This window comes from Wukongibacter baidiensis, from assembly GCF_050888315.1.
GTDB classification, from domain to species: domain Bacteria; phylum Bacillota; class Clostridia; order Peptostreptococcales; family Caminicellaceae; genus Wukongibacter; species Wukongibacter baidiensis.
Genome location: NZ_CP138202.1, coordinates 147,132 through 173,684, shown reverse-complemented (window position 1 = coordinate 173,684; position 26,553 = coordinate 147,132). Strand labels below are relative to the sequence as shown.

Here is a 26,553-nt window from a genome sequence, read left to right as displayed (position 1 = left end):
TTGAAAATTTGAAATCGTTCAAACCCAATAAAATTTAAAATTATCTATGAATAATCTGGAAGATACCCCTTGTCCATAAGCAAACATTTTAAATAGCAGCAATTATGCCGCTATTTTTATTCCTCTTATTGGTATGAAAAACGCTTATACATCTTAATCAATTCGCCTTATATCGGCTCCTAATTTTTGAAGCATTAGATCAAAATTATCATAACCTCGTTCAATATGTTTAATGTTCTCAACTATTGTTGTTCCCTCTGCTGCTAGACCTGCGAGTACCAAGGCTGCTCCACCTCTTAAATCCTTAGCCGATACCTTAGCTCCCGTTAATTGGTCAACTCCCTTTATAACGGCTACTCTACCATCAACCTTTATCTTTGCACCCATTCTCATGAGTTCCTCAGTATGCTTGAATCTATTTTCAAAAACAGTTTCAGTAACAATGCTAGTTCCTTCACATAAAGTCAGCACAGATACAATTTGAGGCTGCATATCCGTAGGGAATCCTGGATAAGGCAAAGTCCTTATGATATCAACTGGTTTTAATACGGAAGGCGGTATTATTCTCAGTTCATTTTCCTTCTCTAATATAATACATCCAACTTCCTTAAGCTTAGATAAAATTGAAAGTATATGATCTGACACCACATTTGTAACTGTAATCTCGCTTTTAGTAATAGCAGCGGCCACTAAGATAGTACCAGCTACTATTCTATCAGGCATAATACGATGCTCTACATTTGTCAGGCTATCGACACCATCGACCTCAATAGTACCGGTCCCTGCTCCACTTATTTTAGCACCCATCCCATTTAAGAAATTCTGAAGATCTACGATTTCTGGTTCCTTAGCGGGATTTCTTATTATTGTCTTACCCTTAGCTAACACAGCTGACAGCATAATATTCTCAGTTGCTCCTACACTAGGATAGTCCAAGTGTATTTCCGCACCTCTTAAATCTTCAACCTCACACTCTAAAAAGCCATGGGCCTCTGTTATATTTACTCCCATTTCTTTTAAACCCTTCAGATGCAAGTCTATAGGCCTATGACCTATTTCACAGCCACCTGGATAACTGATCTTTATTTTTCCAAAGCGGGCCAGCATTGGGCCCATCAAGAAAATAGATGATCTCATTTCTCTAACTAAGCTCTCATCTATTTCATGGGTAAATATATTCTTAGAATTTACAATTATAGACCGTTCGTTCTTTTCTACAGTACAGCCTATTGACGTGAGAATTTTTATCATTATATCAACATCTCTAAGTTTAGGATATCCATTGATAATACATTCTCCGCCATTTATTACAGATGCAGCCAAAATTGGTAATACTGCATTTTTAGCTCCACTAATTTCTAATTCACCTTTAAGTTTTTTCCCTCCATTAATTAGGTATTTTGACACATAGTTCACCTCCGAGAGCATAAAAATAAGAAGAATATATAACTATTGTATGCGTATAACTCGTAGGTGTTACTGTTCATTAGAAAATAATTTATCGGTCAATTTATCTTCCATTAAAAACTTTATATATAGTTCTACTTAAATCTCTATGAATTTATATTTTAACTTATTTCTACTTCAGTGTATCTAGATATGTTTAACAAAATACCAATTGCACCCATAAATATTGATAGTGAGTTTCCTCCAAAACTTATAAATGGTAATGGAATACCAGTTACGGGCATGGATGAAGTTGCAACTGCAATATTTATCATAACTTGTATTGCAATCATAGCCGTTATTCCGGTTGCTAATAGACAGCTAAATAAATCTGGAGCATATATTGCTATCCTGATACCCCTCCATATTAGGAACAAAAATAGCAACATAACTGTCACACACCCAATAAAGCCTAGCTCCTCACCTATCGTTGCAAATATAAAGTCATTTTGAGGCTCAGGTATGTAAAGCTTGTTTTGTACACTTCTTCCAAGCCCAACTCCAAAAAGTCCTCCCGATCCGAGAGCAAACAGGGATTGAATAACCTGATATCCACTTCCCTTTGGATCTTTGAATGGATCCAGAAAAGATGTTAAACGCTGCATCCTATAGGGAGCCATCATTATCAACACGCCAATAGCACCGACACCGGCCCCTCCTAATAGAAATACATGCATCCATCTCATTCCAGAAACGAAAAGCATCGACATAATAATCAAGGCTATGGTAGTCGCAGTACTTAAGTTTGGTTGTAAAATGATTAAACCAACGTATAGTCCAATGATTAATAAATATGGAAATACTCCTTTAAAAAAGCTATTAATCTCCTTCGCTCTTCTAGAGAGACTATTTGCTACAAAAATGATCGCACATATTTTAGTAACCTCAGATGGCATGATAGATATCCCTCCAACTATAATCCATCTTTTAGCTCCATTTATGTCTTTTCCTAAGGGAGTTAACACTAAAATAAGCAAAACTAGGCTCAACATATAAGCTGGAAAAGCTAGCTTTTTATATCTTTTATAATTGAAGTTCATAGTGAAAATCATAGCAAATAGACCAATCAATGCCCATATTAGATTTTTCTTAAGAAAATGATAACTGTCTTGTTTGAAATTATAGAATGAATAGTACTGGCTTGAACTAAACACCATTATAATACCAATAATTACAAGTATAAGTACAGATATCATTAACGTAAAGTCAAAGGACTTTCTTTGTGCCATATTAAACACTCCTTAACTTATAAACGCAATCCTTGAAATGCTTTCCTCTCACTTCAAAACTCTTATACATATCCCAACTTGCACAGGCAGGTGACAGTAGGATAGTATCCTTCTCATTAGCTACTTCATAAGCTTTCTCAACAGCCTCTTCCATGTTTTTAACTATAAAAGTATTTTTAAAGCCGAACCCTTCAGCAGTTTCTTTAATCTTGTTTGCGGTTTCTCCAAGTAATACCAAGGCCTTTACCTTATCATTAAAGGCACCCACAAACTCATCAAAGGAACTGCCCTTATCCATACCACCTGCTATTAGTATCAAAGGTCCCTTTAAACCTTCCACAGCCTTTATTGAAGCATCAGGATTAGTCCCTTTAGAATCATTGTAAAACTTAATTCCATCAATCTCCTCAACAAATTCTGTTCTATGTTCGATACCTTTAAAGTTCTTTAAAGTATATTTGATAACATCTTTATTTATTCCTGAGTACATAGCAAAAGTCGTAGCAGCTAAAGCATTTTCCAAATTATGATTTCCTGCAATATAGATATCATCTACATTACAAATAGTTTCTTTGCTATTACCATTCTTAAATACAATATTATTATCCTCTACATAAGCCCCTTCATCTAAAGATGCTTTTCTGCTGAAAAATACCACCTTACAATTTGCTCTAGAAGCTAGTCTTTTCGTTTCATCATTATCATAGTTTAAGATTAATATATCGTCATCAACTTGATTTTTAAATATATTTGCCTTTGCATCAATGTAGTTTTCCATGGTTTTATGACGATTTAAATGGTCAGGAGTAATATTTAGTATTGCAGAAATCCTAGGTCTAAAGGATTCTATAGTTTCAAGCTGGAAACTACTTGTCTCTGTTACTAAAACCGTATCATCGGTAGTATCCAAAGCCTTTGATATTGCCGCTAAACCGATATTTCCAACTACGAAGGTTTCCTTTTTTGCATTTTTAAAGATTTCCCCCGTAAGGGCTGTAGTAGTAGTTTTTCCATTCGTACCTGTAATGGCGACGTATTTACCCTTACTAAGTCTAAATGCAAGCTCAAGCTCACCGATTATATGTACATTCTCGTTCTTAGCCTTTTTTAGGAACGTTAGGTCAGTAGGCACACCTGGACTTAAGACAATAAGATCATAGTTGTCTGTTCTATCAGGGTGATCTCCAAGAATTAAATCACTGCAAAGATTACCTATTTCTTCTAATATATCTGAAAGCTGCTCCCTTGATTTTATATCATTAATCGTAATTTTAGCCCCTAACTTTGACAATGTCTTTACAGTAGGAATCCCTGAAGTTGCCATTCCAACTACTAGCACGTTTTTATTTTTTAGTTCCATTATTCCACCGCCTCATATCTGATTTCATTTCTGGGATTTTTATCTTAATGCATAGAGCCCTATTATACATAGCACTAATGTAACACTCCAAAACACAACTACAATCTTCGTTTCCTTCCAACCAACTAGTTCAAAATGGTGATGCAGTGGAGTCATTTTAAATATCCTTTTACCAGTTAATTTAAATGATGTAACCTGCATTATAACTGATAACGCTTCTACAAAGTAAATCCCCCCAACAAGAGGTATAAACAAGGTAAGGTTCATCAAAATAGCTATGGATGCTATCGCTCCCCCCAGCGCCATTGAACCCGTATCCCCCATAAACACTTTGGCAGGATGGGCATTAAATCTTAGGAAACCTAAACAGGCTCCTGTAAGTGCCGCGGAAAAAACTGCAATACTTGGATATCCCCAGTTGATAGCCACAAGACTAAAAAAGGAAGAAACTATTAAGGTTACCCCTGCCGCAAGGCCATCTAATCCATCTGTCAAATTAACACTGTTTGTTGTTGCTACAACAACAAATACAATGAATGGAACATATAAGAATCCTAAATCTATATGTACCTTAAAAAACGGTACTAATACTTGAGTTTCAAAAACAGATATTCTTGATTGATATATAGCTATACAAACTGCAATTGCAATTTGTCCAATAAGCTTTTGATATGCTTTAAGTCCTAGGTTTCGTTTTAACACAACCTTTATAAAGTCATCAATAAATCCTATTAACCCAAATCCTAATGTTGAAAACAAAATTATGTATAAATCTTTATTAAGTCTCCCCGATGTCAGAGTAGTAATTAATATAGCTACAATCATTATTATACCACCCATAGTAGGTGTTCCCGACTTAGAAAAGTGTGATTTTGGCCCATCAGCACGAATGCTTTGCCCTACCTTCAACCTCTTTAACATAGGTATAGAAAGTGGTCCTAAAATTAGTGTTATAAAGAATGATATAGCTACTATAGTTATCAGCTGTGTAAACTCGCTCATTTATTTATCTCCTCTCTTGTAGATACTGTACAATTTCCTCCATTTTCATACCTCTAGATCCTTTAACAAGCATAAGATCTCCAGATTTTTTTAAGGTATTCAATATGTTTGCAGCAGTTATGTTATTATTTACGGCAAATACTCTTTCCTTTGGAAATCCACTTTCTATGGCTCCATTCATAATATTCACTGCATCCTTACCAACTGTCAAAAGAATGTCTATTCCATTTTCAAAAACTATTTTTCCAACTTCTTTATGGGCTCTCTCTGAAAAATCACCGAGTTCAAGCATATCTCCAAGTATCGCTATTTTTCTTTTAGCTTCTATGCTTTTAAGCACACTTAGAGCAGCTTCCATAGAGTCAGGATTTGCATTATAACAGTCGTTAATAAGCTTAATATTATCCTCTACTTCAATAATATTTAGCCTCATTTTGTTACCACCAAAGCTGCTCAATCCAAGCTTAATTTTTTCTAAGGATATATTGTAATGCATACCAACACCTATCGCTAACAATGAATTATAGACATTATGTATACCCGGCACATTTAGCTTGAAATCATGGGTTTTTCCATCAATCACAGCGGAAAACTCTACACCTTCGTAACCTAAATCGTTAATTTTCGCTGCATAGATATCGTTATCTTCCTTTAAGCCCGCAAAAACTTTTCTATAGGTCGTACCTTCATTTTTCATCTTCCCTAAATAGTCATCGTCACCATTTAGTATTAATAATGAAGATTCGTCCATATGATTTTTTAGTTCCATTTTTGCGTTAAATATTTCTTCCTTAGATCCTAGGTTTTCAATATGGCAAATACCAATATTGGTTATCACTCCAACCTCTGGGTTTGTGATTTTCGCTAAAAGATCAATTTCGCCTCGGCCACTCATCCCCATTTCCAATACAACAATCTCATGTTCTTTTTCGATATCTAGTAGCGTCAGAGGCAGGCCTATATGATTATTAAAATTACCCTTGTTTTTCAAAACATTATATTTTTGAGATAAAACATTATAAATCAATTCCTTTGTTGTGGTTTTACCTGTGCTCCCGGTTACTCCGACAACAGGAATGTTTGCCTTTTTCAAAAAATATTTAGAGATATCTTGAAGAGCCTTTAAAGTGTCCTCAACCATTATTATACATTTTTTTGAGTCATTATTAAAATTTATTTTTTTACTCGTTAAGGTTCCAATTGCGCCTAAATTTAAAGCATCTTCTATAAACCTATGGCCATCAAATCTTTCACCTATGATAGGAATAAATAGACAACCTTCTTCAATTTTTCTAGAATCTATTGAAATACCTTTAAACTGAGTATTTTCATCTCCTGATAGAAGTTTTCCATTTGTAGCAGCTATAATGTCCTTTAATTGAATCATCACTTTTCCTCCTTACTGCTATATTAAAGACAAAAACTCTGGGGAATCAGGCCCCTCGGTTTTTGCTAGGTCTTCTCTTGAAAAATTGTCTAGTTCGCCTTCAAAAACTCCAAAGCAACTTCCCTATCATCAAAATCAGATACCTCATCATTGATTATTTGATAAGTTTCGTGGCCTTTTCCTGCGATCAAAACTACATCACCTTTTTTGGCTCCTTCGATTGCCCTTTTAATCGCTTCTTTTCTATCTATTATAACTTCATATTTGTCTTTGTCTGGACCAATTCCTTTCATAATGTCTTCCACTATTTTTTCAGGGTCCTCAGTTCGAGGGTTGTCGTTAGTAATTATTGCATAGTCCGACATGTCATATGCTATCTTACCCATGAGATGTCTTTTGCTTCCATCTCTGTCTCCTCCACATCCAAACACTACTGTTACTTTTCCCTTTGCAAATTGATTGATGGTTTTAAGTACATTTTCTAAAGCATCTGGAGTATGAGCATAGTCAACTATTACACCTATTTCCTTATCATTTTCAACGGTTTCAAATCTCCCTCTCACAGGCTTTATGGCATCGATTCCCTCTGAAATTTCTTCAAAGCTGTAGCCCAGTGTGTAGCAGACGGATATTGCTGCTAGGATATTGTATATAGAGAATAGTCCAGGAATATTAATCCTTACTTTTCCTTTGAATTTAGGTGTAACTAGCTCAAACTCTGAGTAACCAGCATGCATATCAATATTATCAGCATATATATCACAGTCACTATTAATTCCATAGCTTAAAAGAGGTGTATCTAGTTTCTTTATCTCTTCATAAATCTCTTTTCCATGTTTGTCATCAATATTAATAATATTAGCATCCTTAGTTTTATAAAATAATTTTATCTTTGCATTTTTATAGTTCTCCATATCCTTATGGAAACCTAAATGATCAGGTGTAAGATTAGTAAAAACACCAATGTCAAAACTTATATCTGCTACCCTCTTTAACTCCAATGAATGGGATGAAACCTCCATGGTACATACATCTATATCCTTTTTCACCATTTCATTGAAAAAATACTGTAACTCTACAGATTCTGGAGTAGTATTTGCTACCTTATACTCTACATCTAAGATTTTGCTTTTTATAGTACCTATTAAGCTGGTCTTTTTATTATTTGCCTCTAAAATGTTGCTAATTAAATATGTAATAGATGTCTTTCCATTTGTACCAGTAATACCCACAACTTTAAATCTTTCACTTGGATTATTATAAAAGTTTGCAGCCAGCTTCGAAAGTGCTTCTCTACCATCTTTCACCTTTATAATCGTTATCCTATGATCTTCAACTAGTTTCTCAATATTTTCAATGTCCTTCTCTATAACAAGAGTGGCTGCACCGTTACTCATAGCACTCTGAATAAACTTATGCCCATCGGTTTTAAATCCCATTACGCAAACAAACAAACTGTTTTTAGTTGCTCGTCTTGAGTCATATACAATTCCAGTTATATCTCTATCGATATTCCCATAGGACTTTATAACCTCTACTCCATTTAATAAATTCTCTAATTTCATCCTTATCTCTCCCAGTTATAAGATATATAGGTAAACAACCCTGTATCAGCTCTATTATAGAGGCTCACATACAATTACATGAACTCTATACACTTACTAAAAGGCAATTTAAATTAAAGTCTAAGCCTTAATTTAAATTGCCCTCTTTCCTAGTTAATCCTTTTTATTATATCATAAAGTTTAGATATTGTTTATTCAGATTCTTCCTTAACATATAATATAACGATTGAATCTTGCTTTACCTTGCTCCCTGGCTTAGGAAATTGATCCATTACTATTCCATTTCCATCTTTAACCTTTATAGGTTCTGTATTATATTCTAGTTTATATTCAGAAAGTATCTTTGCGGCTTCAGAAAGCTTAAGGCTTCTTACCTCTGGAATAGCCACATCTTCCTTTTCAAACTTTTCCTTTTCTTCTTCATTATATTGAGGTTCTACTTCCAAGTATCTAAGGGTATCCCTCGCTATCTCTTGTACTGCTGGAGCAGCTGTTAAACTACCAAAGTGTGTTCCCTGAGGTTCATCACAAATTAAAAGAACTACAATTTCAGGATCATTAACAGGTGCAACGGCTACAAATGATGAATACACCTTTCCTTTGGCATATCTACCATCAACAATTTTGTCCGCAGTCCCGGTTTTCCCACCCATTCTAAATCCAGGTATGTATGCCTTTTTACCAGAACCATCGGTAACAACTGACTCCATTATTAATCTTAGTTCCTTTGCAGTCTTTTCAGAAAGCACCTGTCTTACAAATTTAGGCTCATATCTATGAATAACATTTCCAGAATCATCGGTAAGCTCCTTTACTACCCTTGGCTGCATAAGCTTGCCATCATTGGCTACTGAAGAAAGTGCAGTAATAAGTTGCATCGGAGTAATCGATATACCATGACCAAAAGACATTGTTGCTAATCCCACTGGTCCGGCACTATTTATATTCTGAATAATTGAACCACCTTCTCCAGGTAAGTCTATCTCTGTTTTGTCCTTAAATCCAAAAGCGTCAAGATACTTGTAAAACTTTTCTGGTCCTAACCTCTGAGCAACCTCTATAAAAACAGGGTTACATGAGTTTTGTACACCCTCTGTAAAAGTCTGATTACCATGGGGACGATAATGTCTCCAACATTTTATTTTTTGACCTGCCACAATAGAATAGCCTGGAGAATAAAACGGTGAGTTTGGTTCAACAACACCTTCCTCTAAACCCGCTGCCGATGTTATCAACTTAAAAGTTGAACCTGGCTCATATGTATCACTTATCATTGGATTTCTCCACATCTTGTTCCAGAGCTTCGACCTTTCACTTTGTTCCATCGTTTCATATCTTTCTTTTTCTTCTTCATCCAATGGTATTCTAGGAGTGTTTGGATCATAGTCAGGCTTAACAGTCATAGCAAGTATATCTCCAGTTTTGGGAGCCATAACTATAGCCATTACCCTTTGGGAACCAGTTTTTATAAGTGCACTCTCAACGGCTTTTTCAGTAAAGTGCTGAATAACCTCGTCAATAGTAAGAATAACATTAAGCCCATTGACTGGCTCGTAGTATTTTTCAATCCCGTAGGCCAATTGTCTACCTGCAGCATCTGTGTTTTTTATCCATCTACCTGGTAGACCACTTAGTACCTTATCATATTTGAGCTCCACACCAACTAGTCCTCGATTGTCATCGGTAGTATGGCCTAGAATATGGGGAGCGAAGTTTCCATATGGATAAAATCTTTTATAGTCTTGGGCAACTTGAATACCCTTTAGCTTCTCTTTAGTTATTGCATTGGCTTTCTCTTTGTCTATCCATTTTGCTATCTTTACTAATCCTTTTTTTTGTGATATATTGCTAAGCACGTCTTCTTCGTCTAACTCTAGTATCTCCGCTAGGCTTTTAGCTACAACCTCTTTTGAGCTAATTTCCGATGGAGTTCCCCATACCGTAAATGTTGTTACACTGACAGCTAGTTCCTTTCCATTTCTATCGTATATTGTTCCTCTCCTTGCCGTTATAGGAACATCTCTAGTCTGCTGTTGAACAGCTAACATTCTAAGCCTCTCACCATTAACAACCTGAATCCAGCCTAATCTAAATATCAGTCCAAAAAAAACTAAACATATACAAAACAAAGCAACAATAAGACGTTTTTTATTGATAATACTTGGATTTGACAACTTCCTAGTCCTCCTTAAAAAAATAAATACAAACTTAAAGCCACTGGGTCCTTTTATTCTTAACCATATTCTTATAATCTAAATTAGTCTAATAAAGAATATAGCTTTTGAAAAGATAATTTCAAATAATCAACTAATTTTTTGTCCTTATTTTGTTCTTCTATAGATTCTTCGTCTGTAAAATTATCTTCCTCAAGAACCATTAAATCCAAGTCCGGTGTAGTATCTATGTCCAAAAATACCATTTGCTCATATTGAGGATATTGCATATTCAACTCTTTAATTGCAGTTTCTTCAACTATATCTGACCTCGTAAAGCTTTCTAACTCAACCTTTGCATCTCGAAGATTGTCCTCCAGCTTTGTTATTTCCTTGTTTAAACTATAAACATTGTATCTAGCTTCTGTTATAGCAGTATATCTTAGTAATATAAGTATAAAAGCGGCTGAAACAATTACAACCCAAAATAATATACTCATCTTAATCAACATATCCTTCTTGCCGACTCTTCTCTTATTAACTTTTTTTATAGGTTCTTGTTTTTCTTCTTTAAAGTAGTCATAATCTCCGTAAGAATACTTTTTTTCCGCTACTAACAATGTATTCTCCCCCTTTGATATTTAGAACATCAAATCTTTTCTGCCACCCTTAGCTTCGCGCTTCTAGATCTAGGGTTGACCTCTACCTCCATCTCCGATGGATAAATTGGTTTTCTAGTAACAACCTTTAATATCGGTTCATTGTCACACTTACATATAGGTAATTCCGGTGGGCATATGCACCCTGTCGCTAACTCCTTATATACATTCTTGATTATTCTATCTTCTAATGAATGGAAGGTTATGATGCAAATTCTTCCGTCTTTAGTTAATACCTCAGAAACATCTTTAACGGTTTGTTCTAGTATGCCAAGTTCATTATTAACTTCTATTCTTATGGCCTGGAATGTTCTCTTTGCTGGGTGCGGTCCATTTCTTCTAGCCCCTGCTGGAACGGCCTTCTTTATTATTTCAACCAATTCACCTGTAGTTTTTATTTCTTTCTCTTTTCTTTCTGCAACTATGAACTTAGCTATCCTCGATGCCCATTTTTCTTCTCCATACAGCTTAATAATTTTCTGAAGTTCCTTCTCTGAGTATGTATTTACTACTTCCTCAGCTGTAAGACTTCTATTCCTATCCATTCTCATATCCAGATTAGCATCCTGCATATAAGAGAATCCTCTTTCCTTATTATCAAGTTGATATGAGGATACTCCTAAATCAAGAACAATACCATTGATTTTCTCGATCCCTAATTTAGCTAGTACCTCTTTAACATTTGAAAAATTGCTATTCACAAACTCAAATCTATTGGAATGTTTTTTTAGCCTTTCCTTTGCATGGGCTAATGCTTCCTGATCTTGATCTATACCAATAAGAAGACCTTCTTCGCTAAGCTTTGAACATATAAGCTCAGAATGACCTCCTCCACCTAAAGTTCCATCAACATAAATTCCTTTAGGGTCAATGTTCAAATTATCTATAGTTTCTTCAAGTAATACCGTTTCATGTTTAAATTCCATACTATACCATCCTTTTATATTCCTAATTCCGCCATTTGCTCAGCTATATCGTCATAACTAATATTTGCAGAATCATTATATTTATCCCAATTATTTTTACTCCATATTTCAATTCTCGATGATACACCTATTATTGCAATTTCCTTCTCAAGCTCTCCAAAATCCCTTAGATTTTGTGCAATTGTAACTCTACCTTGTTTATCTAAGCTACATTCAGTGGCTCCTGAGAAGAATAGCCTTGCAAAGGCCCTTGCATTTCTGTTCGTTAAGGGTAATTGTTTCAGTTTGTTTTCAAAGTTCCTCCACTCAGCCTCAGGAAATACAAAAAGAGAGTTGTCCAATCCCTTTGTTATAAAAAAGGTCTCCCCTAGTCTTTCCCTGAATTTCGCAGGAACATTTATTCTTCCTTTTTTATCAATTGTATAAATATATTCCCCGATAAACATAAAATTCACTCCACTTTAAGGGAAATCAAACCACCATTACCCACTTTTAACCACTAATAGTTTAATTCTATAGTCATCTTCCTTTTCCTGCTAGTTTTTTTAAATTTTTCGCTTTTTTTCCTAGTCATTTGGTACTAAATCTTAATAGGTACAATTGCTCAGACAAAAAGCACGCTGTAACCCTGAATTTAACCTAGTTCCAGACACAGCTTAATATCAAGATTATTCCTTAGAATCTGAACGACTAATAATGTTATCAAAGAAAATATATACACAAAAAAGGGCTGAGCCCATAAAGTCATTTTATGAACTCAACCCTCTAGCGTCTCAAAATTACGAATTTCTTCCTTATTATGAAACACCTACACAGTTTTGATAAGTTTATAATTTCCTATCTGTTATAAAAATTGAACCCAGACCATTCATAGAAAATTTAAAGTTTCTTTATACCTTTAAACTCTCCACAAATAATCTGGGTTTGATTACTTTGCTAGCATTGTGTCAATTTCTTCACTTACTTTTAAGATTTCATTAAAACTAGAAGTACCTTCATCTAGTCTCTCTAGTTTGCTTTGGAGCTTATGTATCTCTTCAATTGATATATCACAATATGACATATTTTTCACCTCTTATTCAAATTTGTATTGGGAAATTTAAGAGTCAGTGTAAATATAATACACCTTATGCCATATTATGTCAATTACTGTTATTTTACAATAATATTTCAGAATTGTTACAATTGTCGAAAAAAGACTTATTTTCTGCGTTTTTGGAACAATAAAAATCCGAAAATCAATATCAAAGTAAGGCTTAAAACCTGAGCTACCCTAAATGGTCCCATCATAAGACTATCGGTTCTCATCCCTTCAATAAAGAATCTTCCAACTGAATATAATACAAGGTATATATAGAAGAGCTCTCCATCAAACTTCTTTTTCTTTCTATAAGTCATTAAGAAGAGAAAAATAGCAAAATTCCATATTGATTCATATAGAAAGGTTGGATGCACCTTCACTCCATCGACCATAATCCCCCATGGTAAATCCGTTGGTCCACCGTGGGCTTCTTGATTAATAAAATTTCCCCATCTGCCAATTGACTGACCTAAAATTAAACTTGGAGCAATAATATCGGCAAGCTGCCAAAAGTCAATTTTCTTGACTCTTGTATATAATATACCGGCTATTACACCGCCTATTACACCACCATGTATGGCTAATCCACCTTCTCTAATATTTATCATCCTCATTATGTCTCCGTTGTATTGACTCCAGTCAAATATTACATAGTATAGTCTGGCACCAATTATCGCCGATGGAATCATAACTAAAATGAAATCAATTATTAAGTTCTCGTCTAGACCAAGTCGTTTTGCTTCCCTGATGGCTAAGATGGTACCTATTATCATTCCTGAAGAAATCAATATACCGTACCAACGTACTGCGATTCCAAAAACTTCAAATGCTATAGGATTCAATGAATTCACTCCTTAAGCAAAATCATCTACATAGAATAAGGAATATCATATAGACAACCTGCAAGTTCTAAGTTATAGGTGGCAAGTCCAAAGCTAGCTAATGATTTAAAGTAAACTTCCACCATAACAATTTTAGTTGCCACAACATGGCAACTAAAATAATTATATACTTATGTGACTTGTATTTTCAAGTTTATAATTGTAAACAATTTATGAATTAGGTTTTATCAGAGATAAAACACTCTTATCTAAATCAAAATGTTGGTTAAACCTTTTAGACACATTTTCGTACTCTAGATTTTGTAGTTGGGCTATATAATCAAAGAGATTTATGCCTTTAAAATAGTATGATGTAAAGGTGTTTGCGATAAACTCTACTGAATTAAAGGAGCTTATATGCTGCCCTATTGACTTTTTCTTAACCCTTTCAAAATCCTCTCTATTTAAGCCTTTACTTTTAATGTTTTCTATTTCCTCTCGTATTATTTCATAAACTCTATCGGGGTCCTTTGATTCTCCACCGATTACCGAGTGACCATAGGAAACATCAAAGGTATATTCGCTTTCAAAGTTTTCATTTATAAGCCCCTGGTCGTAGAGCTTTTTATAAAGCTTAGAACTTCTACCAAAGACAGTATCTAGAATGACCTTAGTCTCTATATCTGTCCTCAATAAATCTACACCTTCCAAGAAGTTATCTGTATTTTTAAATGAGATATTAAATAGTGGCATGGATACTGAAAGCTTTTCTTCTACCTTCTTTTCTCTAACATCTTTAGATTCAGTTGGTAAAATCCTTTCTGTATTCCCCTCAAGCTTCTTATAGCTTGACTTTAAGCTTCTCTCAATAGTTTTGTAGGTCTCATCCCTATCAACATCACCGACTACAAATACCACCATATTATTTGGAACATAGAAGGTATTGTAGCACTTATACAATTCATCCTTTGTTATCTTGTATATGCTTTCGACAGTTCCTGCTATATCAATACTGACTGGATGTGTGTGATAAAGTGCTCTTAGGCCATTGAAAAACACCTTCCAATTTGGGTTATCCTCATACATTCTGATTTCCTGCTCTATAATTCCCTTCTCCTTCTCAACATTTTCATCTGTAAGATATGGAGATTGAACAAAATCTATAAGGATTCCAAGATTCTCATAAAATTTATCTGTACAGGAGAATAAATAACAAGTTGAATTAAAATTTGTATAGGCATTAACGCTTGACCCTAGCTTAGAAAATCTACCAAATACCCCGCCTTCTTCACTTTCAAAAAGCTTATGCTCAAGAAAATGAGCGATCCCTTCTGGAACCTCAGTAGTTTCCTTTTCTCCAGGAACAATGAACTTATTATCTATTGATCCATAACGAGTTCCAAATATAGCAAACTTCTTCGTATAATCCTTTTTAGGAAGTATGAATATTTCCAATCCGTTATCAAACTTTTGAAAATATATTTTTTCCTTCAAAATATCACTATAAATTTCTCTTTCCATACCTTATCTTCCCTCCCCTTCTTTATTAAGGAAGTAAATTGTATCTAGTTCAATTTTCTTTCCTGCTTCTATAATAGATTCTTTGTTAACAGCTTCAACCTTAGCAAGTATATTCTCTATACTATTAATGGAATTACTTAAAATCTGAGAATACATAAAATCCATAAACATGTTTGGTGTATCAGTTAAGGACTTGATAGAAGTTATAATTGACTTTTTCGCTATTTCAATGTCATCCTCTGTAAAGTTCCCCGCCCTTAAAGATTCGACTTCCTGCTTGATTAAATCCTTGGTTTTCTCAAAGTTTTCAAACTCTATACCACAGCTTACTAACATAATAGATTTAAACTTATCTACTTTGGAAAATATGTAGTAGCACAAGCTTTCTTTTTCTCTTACATTCTTAAATAGCTTTGAATTAGGGCCTCCACCTAAAATATTTGAAAACAATATTGAGCTTTCATACAACTCGCTCTCATAAGGTATATTTGTCCTATATCCAAGGGTTAATTTCCCTTGATTAATATTAAAGTTATCCTCTATCTCTTTAACTTTAGTAATTTCCTTACTTATCTCTTCCCTTGGTACTGAGATAATATTTCCTCTGTTAAAGCTTAGACTTTCACTAAATAGAGACTTAATTTCATTTTCTTCAACATCTCCTACAATGAAGATATCGATAGGAGAACTTGAAATAGCCTCTTCAAAATGCTGGTATAGTCCCTTTTCATCAATTTTATCTAATTCATCTATACTACCATATTCATATATACTATACCTTTCATCATCACACATTTCTTCAACGCATCTCTCAACGGCAAATCTCATTTTGTCATTTATTCTGCTTTCAATCTTTTCCTTTAGATTTTCCTTTTCCTGCAAGAAACTTTCCCTTCTAAAGCCACCGTTTTCAACAATTTGGTCATTCATAGCACCATTTAATATCTTCAAGCCTTCCTTTAAGATATCCTTATTATCAATATATTTACTATTTGGAAGCTGCATTTTGATCTGGATTATTTGGGTCTCACCCTTCTTAACTACATCAGAAATCAAAACAGAACCATATAAATCCTCGAGTTTTCTATTAAGCTCAAGGAATGATGGATACTCTTTTGTTCCCTTATTTATTAGCATAGATAATAAAGAATTTTTAGTGGCTTCTTCCTCTAACAATGGACGCTTTATATATACACCTATTAGATTTGTCTTAAACTTATTTGACTTTATAACATGTAATTTAATAGAATCATTAAGCTCCATTTGATCTAATATGTTTAACAATATGTAACCTCCCTCTGGGTTTAAATTGTAGATATTTTTATTATTATATAAAAACACGTATAAAATACATATAGCACTATCAATATTTTACTATATTTTGTCAAAACTTGCGAGATAAGCATTACCATTAATTTCTTATATTTGTTATCCTTATATTGTATTCAAGTTCGTTAAGTAGATTTTCATCGATTCCCCAACCATTAATGTATTCAATATCAACGTATTCCTTTTTCGATGCCTTTTTAACAAGTTTACTGATTCTGTTTTGGTCTATTATATCATCTTGTAGCCTCGCAACGCTTATAACTAGAATACTGTCTACACTTCTTTCCCTCAGCTTTCTAACGGCTTTTAGGAAAAGTTTTTCTTTGTTATCATACTTCAAACAAACTATATTATCCTTATCAAAATTTATTTTCTCCATTTTACTTATTACATCATTACAGAAGATACTCTGTTCATAAAAGCTATACCGACTTGACATTAGAAGTATAATACCTGTAGAATCGACTTTATCCCATCCAGTCTTCTCAATGATTTGCTTTAAGATTTGCTTCGAAAGCTTTTGACTTTTCCAAAGCAAAGGAGTGATTTTTATTCTTGTATCATTATTCAAGAAATTCTCCTCCACTGCTTTTTTCATCCCTATATATTCCTTTGATTCGCTTAGCATCAAGGGCACTAGAATAATCTTTTCATACCTTTTTCCTAACCTTTCTATTTCTTCATATATTAAAGGAGCTGTATTAAAATATGCTACATATAAATCATAATCTACTCCTAAGCGTGTCTCTAAATCATCTTTTATTCTATTAGACAAATCCATATTTCTACTGCCACCAATGTTTTCATAGGCAACCTTATATTTTGACACCTCTATAGGTGCAGTTATCTTCCTAATTATTGACTTATCACCATAGATATTATTTAATACAACGGGCAGTTCATAAGTGGTTGGCTCTCCAATAGAAAAGATTATTACAGCTGGTCTAGTTATTTTCTCATTATAGTTTTTCCTTGTAAAGCCTTGATTATTGTCGTTATTTATAAAGGAATAATATAATATGAAATTCCCTAAAATATATCCTATAATCAGCCCTATCACAATTATAAAAGAATGATTAAATCTAAACTTAATATTACTTAAAATATTTATAATGAGTAATGTTGATACTATGGTTAAGAGTCTTTCAGTATTACCCTTTAAAACCATAACTCCTATTAGCAAAAGTCCTAGTAACAGGGATTTAAGAAAAAGATAGAATCTATCGTTAATAAAAATCATCCCCTTTTATTTTAATAACCATGATCTTTATACATTTTATTTGCTTTTATAAAAAAATATGTTCCTCCGAAGCTATAAATACCTTTAAATCTATTGCTTTACAAATATATATGCATTATAATTTATTCTGTATGTAAATATCGACAAATTAATCAGTGAAAGGAAGAATATATATGAAGTTAGGGATAGTAGGTTTACCTAATGTAGGTAAAAGTACACTATTTAATGCGATAACTAAGGCTGGAGCTGAATCGGCTAACTATCCATTCTGTACTATAGAGCCAAACGTTGGAGTTGTAACAGTACCAGACGAAAGACTTGCAGTATTAAGAGATGTATACGATTCTAAAAAGGTTGTTAATACAGCTATAGAGTTCTATGATATAGCAGGACTAGTTAAAGGTGCCTCAAAGGGAGAAGGTCTTGGAAACCAATTCCTTGGCCATATCAGAGAAGTTGCATCAATCATCCACGTTGTAAGATGTTTTGAAGATGAAAATGTTGTACACGTAGACGGAAAAATTGGACCTCAAAAAGATATTGAAACTATAAACCTTGAGCTAATCTTCTCCGATGAAGAATTAATAGATAGAAGAATCATGAAGACTAGAAAAGCCCTAAAGAGTGACAAGAGTCTTCAAAGCGAGATGGATATATTAGAAAAAATAAAGGCTACCCTTGAAGAAGGTATATCTGTAAGAGCTATGGAGTTCAATGATAAAGAATGGGAGTTCGTTAAATCTCTTCAATTATTATCAGCTAAGCCAATCATCTACTGTGCGAATGTATCTGAAGATGATTTAGTTGAAAACAATGGAGAGAACAGCTTCGTTGATGAAGTTAGAGAATTCGCAAAGACTGAAGGCGCTGAAGTAGTTGTTATCAGTGCAAAGATCGAACAAGAAATAGCTGAGCTAGATGATGAAGAAAAGGATGCATTCCTTGAAGAACTAGGACTTAAAGAGTCTGGTCTTGACAAGCTTATCAAATCAAGCTACCACCTACTAGATCTAATCAGCTTCCTTACTGCTGGTCCACAAGAAGTTAGAGCATGGACTATTAGACGCGGAACTAAGGCTCCACAGGCCGCTGGAAAGATTCACTCTGATATAGAGAGAGGATTTATCCGTGCTGAAACTATAGCATACGATGACCTTAAAGAGCTTGGAACTATGTCTGCTGCTAAGGACAAGGGACTTGTAAGACTTGAGGGTAAAGAATATGTTGTACAAGATGGAGATGTTATACTATTCAGATTTAACGTGTAAAAAAATATGCTATTTGCTTAAACTAAAACGCAACAAGTCTTTTATAACTGACTTGTTGCGTTTATCTCATGTTTGGAACACTTAATTTCAAATGTGTTATCAGTATCATGTTTTATAAAACGATTGTGTAATTTCGATAATTACCCCTTCTTTTCAATACATAATTGATTACAAAAAGTTCTCAAAACAATCATAGTTTCTTTGACGGATAATTCGGTTGTTTTTAAAATCAAAAAACTGAGCAAAATGAGCTTTCATTTCATCACCAATACTTAGTTTCCCAATAGGCATTGCTAACACGCCCGTCCACTTAGCCTCAATAATAACCGTATCACCACACTCATATGCTTTGATAAGCTCAAAGCTTTGACTTTTAAGTACTTGTGCACCTTTTTCACTGGCCTCTTTCAAAGCTCTCAGATCACGCTCTGTTAAATTCTTTGTCAATAAATTAGGATACTCAATCTGAACTACATTTTCATCGTAGAACAGCTCTAATTCATCACCTGTTTTACCTTCATTAATTGCTTCTAAAAAATTCCTCACAACATTAATTCTGTTCATTTTCTAAATATCACCTCTCACAATTTCTTATGCTATCTAAAGGTTTACCCTATATACTATAGTACTAGATGGAGTTAAGTCCATGGCAAGAGTGAATTTCATACCTACTTTACTTTTTTATGATAGACTATGGGGTTAACTCAATGGTTCTTCTTTGGTTTTATTCATTTTGCAATGAATTATATAGTTACGCATATTTTTACCTGTTTGATGAAACTTTTTATAATCATTAGATGATTTGATTACATCACCGAGTACATCTTCAATTAATGACATCTGTGTTTCTCTTAGTAATGAGAGAATCCCTTCTGCACTAAATACGCTTCTACAACGAATCAGATTTTTTACTTCATCATACAAAGATTCATAAATCACAAAACATCCAAAATACTCACCTTTGATTGACAACCATTTTTCAATAGAAGTAACTAATGGCTTTTCATTCTCAAGTGCATAACTCATACTTCCATAAAAATCTACAACTACTTTGGCTACATTACTTTTTAAAGGTAATTCTAAAAAGTCTGAACATATTAACAAAATCTGCTTATCCATATTATTTGCAACAAGCATATCTTTTAATAGCTCTAATCTTTTTTTATCATGGTCAATAGCAATGTAAATATCTGTCTCTTTTAAATGCTTCATAAAATATTTTAGAAAAAATCCTGATCCGACTCCAAATTCCAATATAATAAGTGGTGATTCTTGTTTTGAGCAAACTTGTCTTTTTATCCAATTCATACCTGAATATAGTTGATTCAAAAAAGCTGGGTCCGCTATATTCACATAATCTTCATAGACATTTGTCAAATCCTTAGATACATTAAAGTATCTCTTTCCAAAGTTATGTTTACCTATTATCATTCCATTTTCAATAATAAGCCTTGCACCGCAAACGCACACCAAGCTCCCGTCTAAAATCTTCCCCTGCTTAACAATAGCATCCTCAAGGTTAAATGAACCTTCACAATAATTACAGTGAAACAAGGATATGTGTTCCAATCGTACTCCAATCAAAGCATTAGAATCTAACTTAAAGTTTCTTAGATTCTCCATCTCTTGAATTATACTCTGTTTCATTTTCCTAAGAGATTCTTCCTCTACATCTATGTCGCGTATCCTATTTTCAAATTGCTTTAAGATATACTCAGTTTCACTTTTGGGTGATGCTGAACCTATACGCATCATTACTAAGATTCTTCCGATATCTTTTAGTTTAAAGCCCATCCTTTTTAGACGTATCACATGACTTAAGTCCTTTTGACATGTATCGTCAAAATCATAATAAGCATTCTTCTTTACTGGTACGAGGAGCCCTAAATCCATATAATAACGTATTGTATCAACTGTTAGTTGGTTTTTTTTAGCAAAAGTTCCAATTCTCACATGAATTATTCCTTTCTATCAAATCTCACATCAGACATCACTTCTATTTTTCAATCATGGCCCATGTATATGAGTCGTTGGGTTACTTTTAATTATGTTCTAATAATCCTGTATAATATTCAACACCTTTGACAGTAAATCCTTCAAATAATTAATCTCTAATTCCATTATATGAATATCCCAGTATGATAAAGTCTGTATTTATTTTATGATACATATATTTCCCCTCCAAAATAACAGGGACTAGCAAAGCTTCAAACTATGCTAATCCCTTGATTTTACTGCTATTAACTTGTACTGCATTTGACTGCAAATTTACTGCAATTACGATAATACTAAATGGATACTTTTAAATCTAAAGGATAAATCATAGACTTAAAATCGCTAATTATCAGCCTATTGTCATTCTACTATCTTTCCTGAGCCAATGCAGCAATTCTACCATTGCTAACTGTTACTCTAGGTCTTGATGCTATACTAATAAGCGTAACGGTTACAAAGTAATCACAACAGCCAGGACAGCTTATGCAGTTACAGAAAGTAAAATTGAATATGTTTGTGGCTCTATTCATCTGGTTCTGACCTATTCTCTCCGATACCCAAATGCCTAGTGATACAGGTTCTCTATTATCGCAGACTCTAAACAATTCGTATCGCAGTCTAGCATCACCGCTGCCCTCAAAACTTATGATACTTGAAAACTCAATATTTACCATTGGATTAATTAAGTATGTGGTATCTAAGGTGACCCACGCTAATTGAAAGGCTGACTCATTTGCTGAAGTAAAAGTTTTGCTTCCAGTCCCCTCACCACATTCAAATACTATTTTTTTAGCTGAAGGATGCTTCTCTGCACAATCCATGCACTTACTTTTTTTATCGATAATTTTACAACCATCTAAGTCACTTGATGACTGGGCAAAGGCAACCATTCTAGCATTATCAACTACTATATCTGGTCCTAGCTGATCAGCTATAACTATTTCAAGGGGGGTAATTGTCACAAAGTATTCACAGCAGCCCCTAGGAGCTTCACATTCACAAAAAGTAAAATCAAAGGCTTTATCTAGTTCTATAAAATCATTAGAAACACCTGTTCTTGCAAAGTTCCAAGTACCAAGGGATAAGGGTTCTTCTTCTCCATTAACTCTAAACAACTCAAATTTTAGACGTATATCTGTCACATCATTATCGAGCTTAATAATACTTGAAAACTCTATTAAAACTTTAGGTTTAACTAAACAGGTTGTATCTAAGGTAACATGGGCTATATTGACTGGTGGGTCTAGATCAATCGTCGCTGCAAGGTCTCTCCTGAAGACAACACTTCCATTTCCCTGGCCACATGCAAGCATTATTTTCTTAGGATTAGGTTGTTTTCTTCCTAATTTGGTATCATCCTGTTTCGAATCAAATTTTTTACAGTCGACCTCTAAACGGTCTCTTAAAGGCTTAGATAATGCCGCCATTCTTCCATCACTGACCGTGGCTGTAGCTCCTTCAATTTCGCTTGGTGTAACTCTTACAAAGTAGTCGTAGCAGCCGGGGTAAGTGATACGTTCACAAAAGATAAAACTAAAGGATTCTTCTTGTCGGTCAAATTCTACTGAATCAATGTTAACTTCCTCAAACATCCAAGTTCCTAAGAATTTTGCCTCTTCATCATCGCATACTCTAAATAGTTCGTATCTCAGCCTAGCTGTTGCTCCATCAATGAGTCTCTCTATATTGACGATACTAGAAAACTTTATTAACACTTCAGGTCTATATAAGCAGGTGGTATCTAGGGTAACATGGGCTAGTTGGAAGGGTATCTCACCGGACGATGTAAAAGTTCTACTTCCAGTACCCTCACCACATTCAAGCAGTATTTTTTTAGGTTTAGTAGGTTTTTCTTTACATTTAGTACAGCTCACCAGTGATTTGTTAGATTTCTTTTCCATATAGTTATGGTTACAATGTCCTTCCTGAGCCAATGCTGCCATTCTGCCATTATTAACAGTTACCGTAATACCTCCTTCTGTTATTTCAATAGGCGTAACGGTTACAAAGTAATCACAGCAACCAGGACAGCTTATACAGTCGCAGAAAGTAAAATTAAATATATTTGTAGACTTTCCTAGATCTCCATCGTTTATTACTCTCTCCAATACCCATACACCTATTGATATAGGCTTTTTATTGTCACAGACTCTAAATAATTCATATCTTAGTCGTGCATCAGAAAGAGTGCTTAACCTATTAAAGCTTACGATACTTGAAAACTCAATATTCACCATTGGCTTACAAAACTGCGTCGTATCTATTGTAACCTGTGCTAGTTGAAAGGCTGGCTCATTTGATGAACTAAAAGTTCTGCTTCCAGTCCCCACGCCGCATTCAAGTAGTATTTCTTTAGCTTTAGGACGTTCAGGTACACAATCCGTGCAGTCACTTTTTCCATCAAGAATTTTGCAATCATCAAAGTCTACTGCTGATTGGGCAAGGGCAACCATTCTAGCATTGTCAACTACTACATCGGCCTCACTTGAAGGTCCAATTATTTCAAGGGACGTAACTGTCACAAAATATTCGCAGCAGTCACATGGGATTTCACATTCACAAAAAGTAAAATCGAATGCTTTCTCTAGATTCACGTCGGCAGAAATACCTGTTCTTTCAAATGTCCAAATCCCCCGAGATACCGCCCTTCCATCACTACAAACTCTAAATAGTTCAAATTGTAGGCGGATATCGCTTATATCACTATCAATCTTAATAATACTTGAAAACTCTATTAAAGCTTTAGGTTTAATAAAACAGGTAGTATTTAGGGTAATATGGGCTATTCCAAATGGCTCATCATCATCTTCCCTAAGAATCATACTTCCGTTTCCCTCACCACATGCAAGCACTACTTCCTTAGGCCTAGGATGTTTTCCTCTGGATTTAGTGCCACCACATGGCGAACTAGATAATGCGGCCATCCTTCCATTACCAACTGTGGCTGTAGATCCCTCAATTTCAATGGGTGTAACTGTTACAAAATACTCAAAACACCCTGTACAAGTTATGCAATCACAAAAGACAAAACTAAATGATTCTTCTTGTGCTTGAAATGCTGAGGAACTAACATCAATTTCTTCAAACATCCAAGTTCCTAAGGACTGTGGCTCTCTCCCTCTGCATTTTTTGAATAATTCATATTTTAGTCTAATTGTTGCTCCAGAAGTTAGTACACTCATATTTACGATACTAGAAAATTTTATTAAAACCTCATTTCTATCTAAACCTGTAGTACTTACGGTCACATTAGCTATTTGAAAAGATCCCTCACTGGATGAAGTAAAGGTTGTGCTTCCCGTTCCGCTGCCACATTCTAGTAGTATTTTTTTTGATTTTGTATGCTTTTGTTTGCTCTTAGCTAAATCCCTATTAGGTTCACAAGCTTTGTGGTCCTTATAGGTATGATTATAAGTCACTTATTTACCTCCTCTGCATATTTCTTGCTTTATAGAGTTAAATCTTTAACATCTGTATACTCCATTTTCACTACATCATATGTAGTCTTAAGAAATCAGTGACTTACTTTTAACAAAAGCTTATACTATTTAAAATGATATAGTTTACTAGAATATTTAGTATATCATCTATTACTCCATTGATAGCTTAGTCAAGCTAATGTTCTTTACTGCAATTACGATAATCCTAGATAGACTTATTAGTATTTATTGGATTACTTGTGGACGTGAAAGCACCTATTACCAACGTTTTTCATATAAAGGACTTGATAAATCAGGTTTAACGTGTAAACACAGCATTATAATGTTAGTGATATAGTTGTAAATATATCGTAGACCAGGTTAGATAAAAATACCTACTTGACTGTTTATTCTATGTTTGGTTTAATGTTTTAGTATGGTTATATTGCATAAGAGAAAGGATGATCATAGTAGATACATTAAATTAATTCATAAAATACGTTAAGTTAACAGTGCCAAAATAAAAAGTAAGTTTATTTTAAAGAGTATAAGGAAAAATATATAAATAATAGCATAGGAGGTTTTCACAATGGATAACAAGCAAAAGATTGATGATTTGCGAAAAAGAAAAGAAAAGGTTCAAGCTGGTGGCGGAGAGAAAAGAATCAAGAGTCAGCATGAAAAAGGAAAGCTAACAGCTAGAGAAAGATTAAATTTATTATTTGATAAAGGTACTTTTGAAGAAATAGATGCCTTTGTAAAGCATAGATGCACTAATTTTGGTATGGAAAATGTAGATGCTCCAGGAGAAGGCGTTGTGACGGGTCATGGTTTAGTAAATGGAAGACTTGTATATGCCTATGCACAGGATTTCACTGTAGTTGGTGGCTCATTAGGAGAAATGCACGCTGCAAAGATATGTAAAGTTTTAGATGGTGCAGTAAAGGCGGGTGCTCCAGTAGTAGGAATGAATGATTCTGGCGGAGCTAGAATACAGGAAGGTGTAGATGCTCTTTCTGGATTTGCAAAAATATTTTACAGGAACACTAAAGCATCAGGTTTCATTCCTCAGATATCAGTAATTATGGGACCATGCGCTGGTGGTGCAGTATATTCTCCTGCATTAACAGATTTTATTTATATGGTTAATAAAACAAGTCAAATGTTTATAACTGGTCCTCAAGTAATTAAAACTGTTACTGGTGAAGAAGTTTCGTCAGAAGAATTAGGTGGAGCTATGACTCACAATTCAACAAGTGGTGTTGCTCATTTTGTAGCACCAAATGATGAAGAGTGTATTGAGCAGATAAGAATGTTACTAAGCTTCTTACCTTCAAACAATAAGGAAAAGCCTCCTGTTTATTTAGCTAAAGAGGATGTAGATAAGATAATTCCTGAGCTAGATAATGTATTACCTGATAGTCCTAAGAAGCCTTACGATGTTCTAAATGTAATTGAAAAAATAGTTGATGATGGTCATTATTATGAGGTTCAACCACATTATGCTCAGAATATAGTTACTTGTTTTGCTAGAATTAATGGAAGTACGGTAGGTATTGTAGCTAATCAGCCAAAAGTACTAGCAGGATGCTTAGATATAAATGCATCCGATAAGGCTGGAAGATTCATTAGATCTTGTGATGCCTTTAATATTCCATTATTAACAATAGTCGATGTTCCAGGGTTCTTGCCGGGAACTAATCAGGAATATGGTGGGATTATTAGACACGGAGCAAAAATGCTTTATGCATATAGTGAAGCTACAGTTCCTAAGGTTACGTTAGTAACAAGAAAAGCATATGGTGGAGCATATATTGCTATGTGTTGTAAAGAGTTAGGGGCGGATTTTGTTTATGCATGGCCTAGTGCTGAAATAGCAGTTATGGGTCCTCAGGGAGCTGCAAATATTATATTTAGAAAAGATATAGCCAGTGCAGAGGATGCGGAAAAAGAAAGAGAGAAGAAAATAGCTGAATATACTGAGGAATTTGCCACTCCATATAAGGCGGCAGAAAGAGGTTATGTAGATGATGTAATAGAGCCAAGTGAAACAAGAAGGAAGATTATAAAGGCGTTTAATAGGTTATCTTCAAAAGAAGAGCATGGATTAGATAAAAAGCATGGAAACATCCCTCTATAAACCAAATACTAA

At 34.3% G+C, this 26,553-nt stretch carries 20 protein-coding genes; 2 read left to right on the top strand and 18 right to left on the bottom strand.

The window, feature by feature from the left end:
• Positions 1-153 precede the first annotated feature (153 nt).
• The 15 genes from murA to R9X47_RS00730 all read right to left on the bottom strand — a co-directional run bounded on the left by murA (position 154) and on the right by R9X47_RS00730 (position 17,719).
• Positions 154-1,407: a UDP-N-acetylglucosamine 1-carboxyvinyltransferase gene (murA, locus tag R9X47_RS00800; RefSeq protein ID WP_432664777.1), complete on the bottom strand. Its 1,254-nt coding sequence runs from the start codon at positions 1,405-1,407 to the stop codon at positions 154-156.
• Positions 1,408-1,568: 161 nt separating this feature from the next.
• Positions 1,569-2,675, bottom strand: coding sequence for a stage V sporulation protein E (gene spoVE, locus R9X47_RS00795; protein WP_432664775.1), 1,107 nt, complete (start codon positions 2,673-2,675; stop codon positions 1,569-1,571).
• 1 nt (position 2,676) lies between these two features.
• Positions 2,677-4,035 (bottom strand): UDP-N-acetylmuramoyl-L-alanine--D-glutamate ligase, encoded by a 1,359-nt coding sequence (murD, locus tag R9X47_RS00790; protein ID WP_432664774.1) that lies wholly within the window; start codon positions 4,033-4,035, stop codon positions 2,677-2,679.
• 39 nt (positions 4,036-4,074) lie between these two features.
• Positions 4,075-5,037: a phospho-N-acetylmuramoyl-pentapeptide-transferase gene (mraY, locus tag R9X47_RS00785; protein WP_432664772.1), complete on the bottom strand. Its 963-nt coding sequence runs from the start codon at positions 5,035-5,037 to the stop codon at positions 4,075-4,077.
• Positions 5,038-5,041: 4 nt separating this feature from the next.
• Entirely contained in the window at positions 5,042-6,424 is a 1,383-nt protein-coding gene (locus R9X47_RS00780; RefSeq protein ID WP_432664770.1) for a UDP-N-acetylmuramoyl-tripeptide--D-alanyl-D-alanine ligase, read from the bottom strand.
• Between the two features lie 89 nt (positions 6,425-6,513).
• Positions 6,514-7,989 (bottom strand): UDP-N-acetylmuramoyl-L-alanyl-D-glutamate--2,6-diaminopimelate ligase, encoded by a 1,476-nt coding sequence (locus tag R9X47_RS00775; RefSeq protein WP_432664768.1) that lies wholly within the window; start codon positions 7,987-7,989, stop codon positions 6,514-6,516.
• A 191-nt stretch (positions 7,990-8,180) separates the two neighbouring features.
• Positions 8,181-10,163, bottom strand: a complete 1,983-nt coding sequence (locus tag R9X47_RS00770; protein WP_432664766.1) for a penicillin-binding transpeptidase domain-containing protein — start codon at positions 10,161-10,163, stop codon at positions 8,181-8,183.
• 83 nt (positions 10,164-10,246) lie between these two features.
• Entirely contained in the window at positions 10,247-10,762 is a 516-nt protein-coding gene (locus R9X47_RS00765; RefSeq protein WP_432664764.1) for a cell division protein FtsL, read from the bottom strand.
• Between the two features lie 29 nt (positions 10,763-10,791).
• Positions 10,792-11,727 carry a 16S rRNA (cytosine(1402)-N(4))-methyltransferase RsmH gene (gene rsmH, locus R9X47_RS00760; protein WP_432664762.1) on the bottom strand — a complete coding sequence of 312 codons (936 nt, stop codon included), beginning with the start codon at positions 11,725-11,727 and terminating at the stop codon, positions 10,792-10,794.
• 14 nt (positions 11,728-11,741) lie between these two features.
• Positions 11,742-12,173: a division/cell wall cluster transcriptional repressor MraZ gene (mraZ, locus tag R9X47_RS00755; protein WP_432664760.1), complete on the bottom strand. Its 432-nt coding sequence runs from the start codon at positions 12,171-12,173 to the stop codon at positions 11,742-11,744.
• Positions 12,174-12,655: 482 nt separating this feature from the next.
• Complete coding sequence (locus R9X47_RS00750; RefSeq protein WP_432664758.1) at positions 12,656-12,790, bottom strand: hypothetical protein; 135 nt, start codon at positions 12,788-12,790, stop codon at positions 12,656-12,658.
• A gap of 137 nt (positions 12,791-12,927) precedes the next feature.
• A complete protein-coding gene (gene lgt, locus R9X47_RS00745) occupies positions 12,928-13,659 on the bottom strand; it encodes a prolipoprotein diacylglyceryl transferase (protein ID WP_432664757.1) in 732 nt (243 codons plus the stop codon).
• Between the two features lie 201 nt (positions 13,660-13,860).
• Entirely contained in the window at positions 13,861-15,150 is a 1,290-nt protein-coding gene (yfmH, locus tag R9X47_RS00740) for an EF-P 5-aminopentanol modification-associated protein YfmH (RefSeq protein WP_432664756.1), read from the bottom strand.
• 3 nt (positions 15,151-15,153) lie between these two features.
• Positions 15,154-16,434, bottom strand: a complete 1,281-nt coding sequence (yfmF, locus tag R9X47_RS00735) for an EF-P 5-aminopentanol modification-associated protein YfmF (protein WP_432664755.1) — start codon at positions 16,432-16,434, stop codon at positions 15,154-15,156.
• Positions 16,435-16,561: 127 nt separating this feature from the next.
• Complete coding sequence (locus R9X47_RS00730) at positions 16,562-17,719, bottom strand: hypothetical protein (RefSeq protein ID WP_432664754.1); 1,158 nt, start codon at positions 17,717-17,719, stop codon at positions 16,562-16,564.
• A gap of 173 nt (positions 17,720-17,892) precedes the next feature.
• On the opposite strand from R9X47_RS00730, the gene ychF reads away from it, so the two are divergent.
• Complete coding sequence (gene ychF, locus R9X47_RS00725; RefSeq protein ID WP_432664753.1) at positions 17,893-18,987, top strand: redox-regulated ATPase YchF; 1,095 nt, start codon at positions 17,893-17,895, stop codon at positions 18,985-18,987.
• Positions 18,988-19,155: 168 nt separating this feature from the next.
• Here the strand turns inward: ychF and R9X47_RS00720 are convergent, their stop codons facing one another.
• From R9X47_RS00720 to R9X47_RS00710, 3 genes are all read right to left on the bottom strand, one after another.
• Positions 19,156-19,551, bottom strand: a complete 396-nt coding sequence (locus R9X47_RS00720; RefSeq protein WP_432664752.1) for a nuclear transport factor 2 family protein — start codon at positions 19,549-19,551, stop codon at positions 19,156-19,158.
• A gap of 135 nt (positions 19,552-19,686) precedes the next feature.
• Positions 19,687-20,940, bottom strand: coding sequence for a MerR family transcriptional regulator (locus R9X47_RS00715; protein ID WP_432664751.1), 1,254 nt, complete (start codon positions 20,938-20,940; stop codon positions 19,687-19,689).
• A 410-nt stretch (positions 20,941-21,350) separates the two neighbouring features.
• A complete protein-coding gene (locus R9X47_RS00710) occupies positions 21,351-24,401 on the bottom strand; it encodes a DUF4489 domain-containing protein (RefSeq protein ID WP_432664750.1) in 3,051 nt (1,016 codons plus the stop codon).
• Between the two features lie 589 nt (positions 24,402-24,990).
• Between R9X47_RS00710 and R9X47_RS00705 the strand changes: the two genes are divergently transcribed.
• Positions 24,991-26,541 (top strand): acyl-CoA carboxylase subunit beta, encoded by a 1,551-nt coding sequence (locus R9X47_RS00705; RefSeq protein ID WP_432664749.1) that lies wholly within the window; start codon positions 24,991-24,993, stop codon positions 26,539-26,541.
• Positions 26,542-26,553: the final 12 nt, after the last annotated feature.